Annotated in this window: 11 protein-coding genes and 2 tRNA genes; 9 read left to right on the forward strand and 4 right to left on the reverse strand. The window is 63.5% G+C overall.

The features are described 5' to 3' along the window. The first annotated feature begins 10 nt into the window (after positions 1-10). The 3 genes from gmk to NG900_RS24350 all read left to right on the forward strand — a co-directional run bounded on the left by gmk (position 11) and on the right by NG900_RS24350 (position 3707). Positions 11-676, forward strand: coding sequence for a guanylate kinase (gene gmk, locus NG900_RS24340; RefSeq protein WP_252684600.1), 666 nt, complete (start codon positions 11-13; stop codon positions 674-676). Positions 677-812: 136 nt separating this feature from the next. Beyond that, positions 813-1016, forward strand: coding sequence for a DNA-directed RNA polymerase subunit omega (rpoZ, locus tag NG900_RS24345; protein WP_004630929.1), 204 nt, complete (start codon positions 813-815; stop codon positions 1014-1016). Between the two features lie 276 nt (positions 1017-1292). Beyond that, positions 1293-3707 carry a RelA/SpoT family protein gene (locus NG900_RS24350; RefSeq protein ID WP_252684602.1) on the forward strand — a complete coding sequence of 805 codons (2415 nt, stop codon included), beginning with the start codon at positions 1293-1295 and terminating at the stop codon, positions 3705-3707. Between the two features lie 142 nt (positions 3708-3849). On the opposite strand, the gene NG900_RS24355 is transcribed toward NG900_RS24350, so the two are convergent. Both NG900_RS24355 and NG900_RS24360 read right to left on the reverse strand, forming a co-directional pair. Continuing rightward, positions 3850-3926 (reverse strand) — tRNA-Arg (locus NG900_RS24355). Between the two features lie 235 nt (positions 3927-4161). Then, positions 4162-4238: transfer RNA gene (locus NG900_RS24360), tRNA-Arg, on the reverse strand. A gap of 125 nt (positions 4239-4363) precedes the next feature. Here NG900_RS24360 and greB point away from each other — a divergent pair. Further along, a complete protein-coding gene (gene greB, locus NG900_RS24365; RefSeq protein ID WP_252684604.1) occupies positions 4364-4927 on the forward strand; it encodes a transcription elongation factor GreB in 564 nt (187 codons plus the stop codon). A gap of 19 nt (positions 4928-4946) precedes the next feature. Here the strand turns inward: greB and NG900_RS24370 are convergent, their stop codons facing one another. Then, positions 4947-5780, reverse strand: a complete 834-nt coding sequence (locus NG900_RS24370; RefSeq protein ID WP_252684633.1) for an EamA family transporter — start codon at positions 5778-5780, stop codon at positions 4947-4949. A 144-nt stretch (positions 5781-5924) separates the two neighbouring features. Between NG900_RS24370 and gcvA the strand changes: the two genes are divergently transcribed. The 3 genes from gcvA (at position 5925) to NG900_RS24385 (ending at position 7758) form a co-directional block, all read left to right on the forward strand. Next, on the forward strand, positions 5925-6860 hold the full coding sequence (gene gcvA / locus NG900_RS24375; protein WP_252684606.1) for a transcriptional regulator GcvA: 936 nt from the start codon (positions 5925-5927) through the stop codon (positions 6858-6860). Positions 6861-6933: 73 nt separating this feature from the next. After that, entirely contained in the window at positions 6934-7344 is a 411-nt protein-coding gene (locus NG900_RS24380) for a YXWGXW repeat-containing protein (RefSeq protein WP_252684608.1), read from the forward strand. A gap of 108 nt (positions 7345-7452) precedes the next feature. Further along, positions 7453-7758 carry a hypothetical protein gene (locus NG900_RS24385; RefSeq protein ID WP_252684610.1) on the forward strand — a complete coding sequence of 102 codons (306 nt, stop codon included), beginning with the start codon at positions 7453-7455 and terminating at the stop codon, positions 7756-7758. A 13-nt stretch (positions 7759-7771) separates the two neighbouring features. Here the strand turns inward: NG900_RS24385 and NG900_RS24390 are convergent, their stop codons facing one another. Beyond that, positions 7772-8806, reverse strand: a complete 1035-nt coding sequence (locus tag NG900_RS24390) for an extracellular catalytic domain type 1 short-chain-length polyhydroxyalkanoate depolymerase (protein ID WP_252684612.1) — start codon at positions 8804-8806, stop codon at positions 7772-7774. A gap of 293 nt (positions 8807-9099) precedes the next feature. Here NG900_RS24390 and lysM point away from each other — a divergent pair, with 293 nt between their 5' ends. Both lysM and NG900_RS24400 read left to right on the forward strand, forming a co-directional pair. Beyond that, complete coding sequence (lysM, locus tag NG900_RS24395) at positions 9100-9585, forward strand: peptidoglycan-binding protein LysM (protein ID WP_252684614.1); 486 nt, start codon at positions 9100-9102, stop codon at positions 9583-9585. 308 nt (positions 9586-9893) lie between these two features. Next, on the forward strand, positions 9894-10880 hold a 987-nt coding region (locus NG900_RS24400), incomplete at its 3' end, for a thiamine pyrophosphate-dependent dehydrogenase E1 component subunit alpha (RefSeq protein ID WP_252684616.1).

Here is a 10880-nt window from a genome sequence, read left to right on the forward strand (position 1 = left end):
GAACCAGAACATGCCATCCCCTCAAGCGCACTCCGCCGTCGATACGCCCATCGAAAATCATTTTCCGGGCAGCCTGTTCATGGTCGTGGCGCCATCCGGTGCCGGCAAATCGACGTTGGTGAATGCGCTGCTGGCGCACGATTCGTCGATCCGGCTGTCGGTGTCGGCCACCACGCGCAAGCCGCGCCCGGGCGAGCAGCACGGCCGCGAATACAACTTCATGACGGTCGAAGAATTCAAGGCCTGCCGTGACCGCGGCGAGTTCCTTGAATGGGCCGAGGTGCACGGCAACTACTACGCGACCTCGCGCGTGTGGATCGAAGAACAGATGCGCGCCGGCACCGACGTGCTGCTCGAGATCGACTGGCAGGGCGCGCAGCAGGTGCACCAGCGCTTTGCCAACGCGGTGGAGATCTTCATCCTGCCGCCGTCGCTCACGGCGCTGGAAGATCGCCTGAAGAAGCGTGGGCAGGATGAGCCCAACGTGATCGTGCGTCGCCTGCTGGCCGCCGGTTCCGAGATGGCCCACGCACCCGAGGCCGACTACGTGATCATCAACGAAGTGTTCGACACGGCATTGGCCGAGCTGCGCACGGTGGTGCAGGCCACGCGCCTGCGCTTCGGTGCGCAGAAGGCGCGCCACGGCGAGCTCTTCGTCGAACTGGGCATTCATTGAGGCAGCAGGCAAGCGTGTTTTTGAGCGCGCCTGCGAAAGTGTGGTAGCGCCGGTGCTGATGTGCTCTTGGGAGCGGAGTGCCGCGCTGCTGCTAAAATATCGAGATCAACAAGATTTGCCACCAGGTGGAGTTTTCATGGCGCGTATTACCGTCGAAGATTGCTTGAAACAGATTCCGAATCGCTTCGAACTGGCGCTGGCCGCAACGTACCGCGCCCGTCAGTTGGTGCAGGGCCACACGCCCAAGGTCGACGCCAAGGACAAGCCGACCGTGACCGCATTGCGCGAGATCGCATCCGGCCAGGTCGGTATCGAGATGCTCAAGAAGGTTCCGTCCTGAGCTGACGCCTTAGCTACGCATTACCCGGCGTGGTACGCTGCCTTGGTCACTGATCGCGGCCTTTGATCGTTCTGGCGATCTTTCATGGATGTGAAAGCCGCGAACGCACAAGACCCAGGCATGCCTACCTCGCCCGCTTCTTCTTCGCCCAGGACCCAACATTCCGCCACGCACGAGCACAACGTGCCGCCGGTGGAATCGTCCGCGAGGTCGTCCGAGGCAGCATCGGGCGCCTCTATGGTCCCCTCCGGGTCTCCTACCGCTTCCATTGTTTCCATGCCGTCATCCGCTTCCGGCCCTGCGTCGCCTCGTACGGGTGCGCCGAACCTGCCTGATCCGCGCGGTGCTGACTTGGTCGGGGAGCGTTCGGCGCTGCCGCCCAAATCGCATAAAGGCGCCAGCGCCGATGCGCCTGGGCAACCAACCAAGCCGGAAGTTGGCGACACGCTCTTCATCGATGCGGTGTTGGAGCAGACCTATCGGCACCTGTTTGGCCCGACCTCGCAGCCCGCGGCACCCCCGCGACAGCAGGTCGTCTCCATCGCGGGGCTGACCGAAAAGCTGTCGTACCTGAAACCGGCTGACCTCAAGCTGGTGAAGGAAGCGTTTCACTTTTCCGACGAGGCGCACCTCGGTCAGTACCGCCAGAGTGGCGAGCCTTACATCACGCACCCGGTGGCCGTGGCAGAGATCTGCGCGGGCTGGAAGTTGGATGTGCAATCGATCATGGCGGCGCTGCTGCATGACGTGATCGAAGACCAGGGCGTCACCAAGAGCGAGCTGGCCGAGAAGTTCGGTCCCAAGGTCGCAGAACTGGTCGATGGCCTGACCAAGTTGGACAAGCTCGAATTCCAGAGCCGCGAGCAGGCGCAGGCGGAAAGCTTTCGCAAGATGCTGCTCGCGATGGCGCGCGATGTGCGCGTGATTCTCGTCAAGCTGGCCGATCGCACGCACAACATGCGCACGCTCGACCATGTGCCGCCCGAAAAGCGTCGCCGCATCGCCGGCGAGACGATGGAGATTTACGCGCCGATCGCGCACCGTCTCGGCCTCAACACCACGTACCGCGAGCTGCAGGAGCTGAGCTTCCGCATCGGCTCGCCGTTCCGGTATGCGACGCTCGAGAAGGCGGTGAAGGCCGCGCGTGGCAATCGACGCGAGGTGGTCAGCCGCATTCTGGAAACCGCGCAGCGCGCGCTGACCGATGCCGGCATCCCCGCCGAAATGACGGGCCGCGAAAAGACGCTCTACAGCATCTATCGCAAGATGCACGACAAGCAGTTGTCGTTCTCGCAGGTGTTGGATGTGTACGGCTTCCGCGTGGTGGTCGATACGCAGATGCAGTGCTACATGACGATGGGTGCGCTGCATAGCCTGTACAAGCCGATGCCCGGCAAGTTCAAGGACTACATCGCCATCCCGAAGATCAATGGTTATCAGTCGCTGCACACGACGCTGGTGGGGCCGTTCGGCACGCCGGTGGAGTTCCAGATCCGCACGCGTGAGATGAACCAGATTGCGGAAGCCGGCGTGGCGGCGCACTGGATGTACAAGCAGCATCAGGACGAGCCCGATCGCGCGCAGCAGCAGGCGCACCAGTGGCTGCAGTCGCTGCTCGACATCCAGAGCCAGACCGGGGATTCGCAGGAGTTCCTGGAGCACGTCAAGATCGACCTGTTTCCGGATGCGGTCTACGTGTTCACGCCCAAGGGCGAGATCCGCGCGCTGCCGCGTGGCGCCACGGCGCTGGATTTTGCCTATGCGGTGCACAGTGACCTGGGCAACCAGTGCGTGGCGGTCAAGATCAACAATGAGCTGCTGCCGCTGCGCACGGAGCTGAAGAACGGCGACATCGTCGAGGTGGTGACGGCGCCGTACTCGAAGCCGAACCCGGCGTGGCTCACGTTTGTGCGTACCGGCAAGGCCCGTGCGGCGATCCGGCATTTCCTCAAGACGGCCAAGCTCGATGAGGCGATCCAGTTGGGTGAGCGCCTGCTCGAACAGGCGCTGCGCCAGCTCGGCATCGACATGAAGGCGGTGTCGGCGCAGGTGTGGGAGCGCATTGTGCAGTGGACCGGCAACAAGGCGCGCGAAGATGTCTTTGCGGATCTGGCGCTCGGTCGCCGTGTTGCCGCAGTGGTTGCGCGCCGTATCGAGATCCTGTTGCAAGAAGGCGGCCACGAGGGCGACGAGGCGCTGATGGCTGCGGTGCACACCTTCGCTGGTGAAGAGGCGCCTGCTGTGACCGTCAGCGGCGACGAGGGTATGGCCATGATGTTCTCGTCGTGCTGCCGCCCAATTCCTGGCGACCCGATCGTCGGTTATATCGGCAAGGGGGAGGGGCTGCAGATTCACGTGCAGGAATGCCGCGTGGCGAAGCGCCTGCATGGCAAGGACCCGGAACACTGGATCGATGTCATGTGGGCCGAGCACACGACACGCGCATTCGACGTGTCGATCAAGGTGCTGGTGCGCAATACGAAGGGCATCCTGGCTCGCGTGGCGGCAGACCTGACCTCGGCCGATGCCAACGTGGCACACGTGTCGATGGAGCAGGAGGGCGATCAGGAAGCGACGTACATGACGTTCCTGATCCAGGTGCATGACCGTGTGCACCTGGCCGACGTGATGCGTGCGCTGCGGCGCAATCCCGATGTGATCCGCATCGCGCGGGATCGCGGCGGTGATTAGCGCGCAGCGCGAAAAAGCAAAAAGGCGAGGCCCCGGGGCTTCGCCTTTTTTGTTTGTGGTCTGCGCGCGCAGCACATCACGTGCGTGCTGCGAGTGCAGGCAAACGAAAAGGGCTTCCATTTCTGGAAGCCCTTCCTGTTCTTGGCGCGGCTGGCAGGATTCGAACCCACGACCCCTTGGTTCGTAGCCAAGTACTCTATCCAACTGAGCTACAGCCGCAACTGAGGAGCGAGATTATACATGTGATCTGCGGGGCTGTCGCGAGGAATTGCGCGTTGCGACATGAGTGATGCTGTGAAAAGAAGAGACTCCGGAGCCCAGCTTTTTCGACTCGCTTTTCTTATTGATGACTCGCGCTTGTGGCCTGTGCGTAGCTTGCAGCTGAGACGTGCCAAGCGAGCGGACAAACAAAAAGGGCTTCCATTTCTGGAAGCCCTTTTTGCTTTTATTAGGTTGGCGCGGCTGGCAGGATTCGAACCCACGACCCCTTGGTTCGTAGCCAAGTACTCTATCCAACTGAGCTACAGCCGCAACCGAGAAATGAGATTATACAGAGATTTTCGACCTTGTGAACCCCCTTCTTCACTTTTTCTTCGCTGGGGCGGCGATAGGGCCGAGTTTCTATAATGGAGCCTTGATCCACCGTGGCTTTCATCATGAACAAGGCTTTCGTCCGGGAAGATGCCGGCGATGACGAAGACGATCTGCCCGAGGGTGCTGCGCCCTTGCCGGCTGGCTCCAAGAACTACATCACACCAGCCGGCTACGAGCGCTTACGCACGGAACTGATGCACTTGATCGACACCGAGCGGCCCGAGGTGGTTGGCATCGTGTCGTGGGCTGCATCGAACGGGGATCGTTCCGAGAACGGCGATTACCTCTACGGCAAGAAGCGCCTGCGCGAGATCGATCGCCGTATCCGCTTTCTCACACGCCGCATTGAAAAGGCCGAGGTGGTTGATGCCAGCCTGCAAGGCGACAACGACCAAGTCTTCTTCGGCGCCACCGTCACCTACGCCAATCAGGATGGCGACGAAACCACCATCACCATCGTCGGCATGGACGAGGTGGACCTCGACAAGGGGCACGTGAGTTGGATCTCGCCGATTGCGCGCGCGCTGATCAAGGCGCGCGAAGGCGATACGGTGCCGCTGCGCACGCCCACGGGCATCGAGCAGATCGACATCCTGGAAGTCAAATACCCGCCGCGCGCGGCGTGAGCTTTCTGCCCATGTACGCTCACGCCGGATGCCCGAGGCAGTAGGCGCCGAAGGCGATGACCGAGCAGGCCGACAGGCGCCTCGCCGTGAGCGATTCCTTCAGGAACAGCCGGCCGAGCAGTGCGGCAAATACCACCGACGTTTCGCGCAGGGCCGACACCGGCCCCATCGGCGCGAGCGTCACGGCCCAGATGACGATGCCGTATGCGACGAGCGAGACCACGCCGCCGCCGAACGCCTTGAGCGTATCGGCATCGCCCAGGTCGATATTCAGCGGGCCTTTCCACACGCGATAGAGCAGCACCATCGGCAGGCCGTCGAGCATGAACAGCCATGCGGAATACGCGTTGGCGTTGCCGGCCGCGCGCGCGCCAATGCCATCGCACACCGTGTAGCAGGCAATGAACACGCCGGTGGCGAGTGCGGCCAGCGTGGAGCCCACGTCCGCCTTGCGACCGCGCGCCAGGCTGAGGATGCCGCCGCTTACCAGCACCACGCCAGCGAGCGCGATGGCGCCAGGCATCTCGCCCGCGAACAGCGCGGCGCCCACCGTTACCAGCAACGGCGAGGAGCCGCGCGCGATCGGGTACACCTGCCCAAATTCGCCATATCGGTACGCCCGCGCAAGGAACACGTTGTAGCCGACGTGTAGCACTGCAGACAGCGCCACATACGGCCATGCAGCGGGTGCGGGCAGCGGCAACGCAATCGCCATCGGTACGGCGGCCAGGCCGGAAGCCAGCGTCATCAGCGTGATGGCGCGCAGGCGGTCGGGGCCGCTTTTCAGCAGCGCATTCCACGAGGCATGCAGCAGGGCGGCGCAGAGAACCAGGGCGATGACGGCGGGGGTCACGATGGGCGGGGCGGACAAGGATCGGGTCGATTTTTCTCACCCGAGGTTGCGCGAGTGTGGGCAAGAAGACGACAGCGTAGCGCGGCAAATTGTGATCAACAATCGATATATACTGACTCGATCTGTGCAAAAAACTCACGCGATATGCGCAAATTGCCGCCCTTGAATGCGGTGCGTGCCTTTGAATCGGCGGCGCGCCATCTGAGTTTTACGCGCGCGGGTGAAGAGTTGAGCGTTACGCATGGCGCGATCAGCCGACAGATCCAAGCGCTGGAGGCCTGGCTGGGCGTGGCGCTGTTCCGACGATTGAACCGGCGCGTGGAGTTGACCGACGCCGGGCTGCGTTATCTCTCGGAGATCGGGGTGGCGCTCGATCGCATCAGCACGGCCAGCCAGACGCTGCGCGACCGCGATGCCGTGCGCATCCTGCGCGTGAACAGTATCCCGACCTTCACGATGCGCTGGTTGATTCCGCGGCTCTCCACGTTTCAGCAGCGGTTTCCGCGCGTGGAGGTGCGGCTGACCACATCCATCGAAGAGATCGAGGATCTGCCTGACCATTTCGACGTGATCATTCGCGGCGGACCGGAGATTCATGCGGGCTTTCAGTCGGGGCGTTTCCTGGATGAACGCCGCTTTCCCGTGTGTAGCCCGGTGCTGCTTGAGCGCCTGCCGTTGTCAGCACCATCAGACTTGCGGCATCACACGCTGCTGCATTCGGACACGTTGCCCTCGGTCTGGCCGAGCTGGCTGGTGCTGGCCGGTGTGCCCAACCTGCAGCCCGCGCATGCGCTCACGTTCGAGCATTTCTATCTGTCGATCCAGGCAGCCATCGATGGGCTCGGCGTAGCGATGGGGCCGTCAGCGCTCATTACCGATGACCTGGAAGAGGGACGTCTTGTCGCGCCATTTCCGCATCTCGCACTGGGGGCGCGCAGCTACTACTGGTATTGTCCAGCGCGCAACCTTGATGACGAAGTGGTGCGGGCGTTTTGCGCCTGGCTGGAGGAGGACCGCCCGCCACGTCACGCAAACGCCAATATTTTTTCGGCATCCGGTAACCAAGGTAACGCCGCGTAACACCCTAGAGGCACGCGCCGTGCCCGGTGCTACGATCCAATCACGCTAGAGTGCTTTGAAAGGAGGTCCTCACATGAAGAAAAACGCATGGATTCTCGCTGCATGCCTCGCCGCAGGTGTGGCAGGTTCGATTGCCTTGCCGGCGCAGGCGCAGGTCTCGATCGGCGTGCAGATCGGGCCGTCCTACGCCCCGCCGCCGCCCCAATATGAGCCCGTACCGGTCATGCAGCCGGGCTACGTCTGGGTGCCGGGTTACTGGCAATGGCGTGATGGCCGATATGTCTGGCGCCGCGGCTATCGTGAGCATGGCCGACCGGGCTACCACTGGCGTGAGCCGCGTTGGGAACAAGGCCCGCGCGGCTGGGTGATGCGCGATGGCGGCTGGGACCGCGGCGACGATGGCCGCTGGCGCGACCGAGATCATGATCGAGGTCGCGATCGCTACCACTGCCCGCCGGGCCACGCCAAGAAGGGCGAATGCTGAAAATGAATGTCACGACAGGCCGGTCATGTACCGGCCTGTTTTTTGCGGGAACGTCTTTCGACGCCGAGGCTGCGGATTGCGCTGCCGAGGCGCCTTCCGGGAGGCAACATGACAGTCGAATCGAACTGGCGCACCGAGCTGTACAAGGACTTCGATGTCTACGTACTGGCCATTCCGCGCGCTGAACGTCAATCGGGCAAGGGCGGGCAGGAGCCCACGCAGTGGGACTTCGTCGTGCGCATCTGCGAGTCCGGTGCAGACCCGACGGCCGTCGAAACGCTCGTCGCCCATTCGCATGATGAGCGGCCGCTGCCAACGCGGGCCGCGGCCGAAGAGGCCGGCCTTGCGCGCGGCTATGGCCTGATCGATGAACTGCTGGGGCGCAGTGCCGTCCAGCAGTCGATCGATCTTTGAGGGTGACCCCGGCTTACGCCGCCAGCGCTTCGGACCGCGCGTGGCGGCGCGCGAATTCCCACCAAAGCCACGTCGCATCGGGCCCGGGTGCATGGAAGGCGTAGCGGGGGTCGCCGCCGCTCCAGGCGTGACCCATGGCAGTGAGCTGACACAGGCTGACCATGCATTCGCCGCCGACCATGTCGTTACGCAGCACGAAGCCTTCGCCGCGTGAGGTCTCGCGCGTGACGCCGCTTCGGTCGCCCAGATGGTTAAGCGCGCGGAACTGTGCGGCCAGTTGTGCTTGGTTGGCCGGGTTGACAGCTTCGTCGCGCAGGCCGTGCAGGATCATCGTCGGCATGCCGGGGTAGGTGGCCACGTTCACCAGGCTGGAGAGCGCATCGACGGCATCGACGCGCGCTCCGCGGCGCATCACGTTCAGTGCCGATGCTGCGCCGCGCGCCACGCCCAATGCCGGCCCCGAGTGCAACGCCAGCGCGGCGAACAATTGCGGATGACGCAGCGCCATCAGGCCGGCCAGTCCAGCCCCCGCAGACAACCCTGCCAGATACACGCGTGACGGATCTGCGCCTGTCTGTGCCAGCGTCTGTTCGACCAGTTGCGCGATGCCATCGGCCTCACGCGCGCCGACATGCTCGGGGTCATACCAATGCCAGCAGCACTGCGGATGCGCGCGGCGCGGCTGCTCCGGATACAGCACGATGAAGCCCTCGTGGTCAGCCAGCGCATTCATGCGCGTGCCGTATGCCAGCGCTTCGGCCGACTGCTTGCAGCCATGCAGCATCACCATCAGCGCAGGGGGCTTGCTGCCGCGCAGGGGCGGTGTGTAAAGCCAATATTCTGGCCGGCGCGCCACCACGGCGGGCGATTCAGGCTCGTAGATGAACTGTTCGCGCACGAAGGTGCCCTGCGTGGGCGTGGGGCGCACACGGCGCGGGCCCTCGCGACGCGTGGTTGACTTGATAGGCTTGACCGGCTTGGGTGGCCACGACTGGCGGCCAAAGCCCGGCGTCGTCAGGGCATCGACCAGCCGGGTGATGGATTTCATCCAATTACGGTGCATGGCGTCGGTAGGTGGGCTCGGTGCGGGCGATGGTGCCCGTGCAGTCCGAGGGATCGCAAGTGGTTTCGATTCCTGTAGGACAGTGTGCCAGCGATTTTGTTGCGACGCAGCATTCTAAGTGGCACATACACCGCATGTGGCTCACAAAGTTTGCATTTGCCGGTCGGCTGTCATGGAGACAGCGTTGGTGAGCGGCTACACTGCCGCGACGGGCGCACCCCCGGCTGTCATGCGCCTTTCTGCTTTCCGTTCCCCGTTGTTCACTCAAGGAGGTCGTTATGGGTTTTTTTGACTTCATCAAAGAAGCTGGCGAGAAGCTCTTCCACGGTACCGCCGCTGCCGCGCCAGCCGATGCCTCGGCGGACGCCGATGCCGCCAAGGCTGCCGACGATGCCAAGGGCCAGGCGATCCAGGACTACATCGCGCAGCAGGGCCTGAGCGCTACGGCGCTGTCGGTGCAGGTCGAAGGCGATGCGGCCAAGGTGTTTGGCGTGGCGCCCGATCAGGCCACGCGCGAGAAGATCATCCTGTGCTGCGGCAATGTCGAGGGCATCAAGTCGGTGGATGACCAGATGTCGGTCAACACCGAGTCGGAAGAGTCGCAGTGGCACACCGTTGAGCGCGGCGACACGCTGTCGGCCATCGCCAAGAAGTTCTACAACGACGCGAACAAGTATCCGGTGATCTTCGACGCCAACAAGCCGATGCTGTCGGATCCGAACAAGATTTATCCGGGGCAGAAGCTGCGCATTCCGGCGGCTTGATCTGCGTGGCGGTTGCATCAAGAGAAAGGGCCTTCGGGCCCTTTTTTCTTAGGCGCGCGCATGACGGCTGAGTGAGACACCTGTCGCATCCACTGCGACGTCTGTCTCGCTGTGCAGCTTGCTATCGAGACGTTTTCAGGGCCTCGGCAATCTCGCGTTGATGCACGGTAGTTCCAAGCCCAGCAAGGATTTGCGGGCTTTCTTCATGCGCGCGAGGTGCCTCCGTTTGCAGCTGGCACCCCTCTTGCAATTGTCGGTCAGCCGGCCCAGCAGCCGGACACCGATACGAGAGCAAGAGGAGACTTTGCATGGACCCGACACCGCAACATCTTCTGTGGATGTACGAGAAGATGATCGAGATTCGCCAGTACGAAGAGGCCATGGCGAAGGTCTATCTGGAGGGCAAGCTGCCGCCGAAAATCCAGAAGGGCCTGGCCTTTGACATTGGCGCCGGCCCTGTGCCCGGCGAGATGCACCTGTCGGCCGGACAGGAACCGGTGGCGGTGGGCGTGTGTGCGCACCTGCGGCCGGAAGACACCGTGGTCGGCCCGCACCGTGCCCACCATTTCGCCATCTCCAAGGGCGTGCCGCTTGATGAGATGACTGCCGAGATCTTCGGCAAGGCAACAGGCCTTGGCCGCGGCAAGGGCGGGCATATGCACCTGTTCCACCCGGAGACCAAGTTCTCGTGCAGCGGCATTGTCGGCGCGAGCATGCCGCAGGCCTGCGGCGCGGCATTGGCGGCACGCAAGCTGAACAAGGACTGGGTGGCGATCGCCGTGTTCGGTGAGGGCGCGGCCAACCAGGGCGCGTTCCATGAATCGCTGAACCTGGCGGCGCTGTGGAAGCTGCCCGTGGTCTTCATCTGCGAAGACAACAAGTACGGCATCTCGGTCGAGAAGGCCGATTCGACCTCCGTGCCTTCCAACGACGTGCGCGCCGCAGGCTACGGCATGCCGGGCGTGCTGGTCGATCGCAACGACGCCGTGGCGGTGTATCGCGCCGCCGGCGAGGCCGTGGCCCGTGCGCGCCGCGGCGAGGGCCCGACGCTGATCGAGGTGAAGACCGACCGCTACCTCGGCCACTTCCAGGGCGACCCGGAAACCTACCGCCCGAAGGACGAAGCGAAGCATCTGCGCGAGTCCGATCCCATCAATCTGCTTGGCAGCAGCCTGCGTGCTTCGGGGCTGCTCGACGACAACGCGGACGCTGCGTTGCGAGCCGCGATCTCGGCGCGCATTGACGCGGCCTACGACTTCGGCCGCAACAGCCCGTATCCCGAACCGGGCGACGCG

This window comes from Ralstonia soli (assembly GCF_023955655.1).
Lineage (GTDB): Bacteria > Pseudomonadota > Gammaproteobacteria > Burkholderiales > Burkholderiaceae > Ralstonia > Ralstonia soli.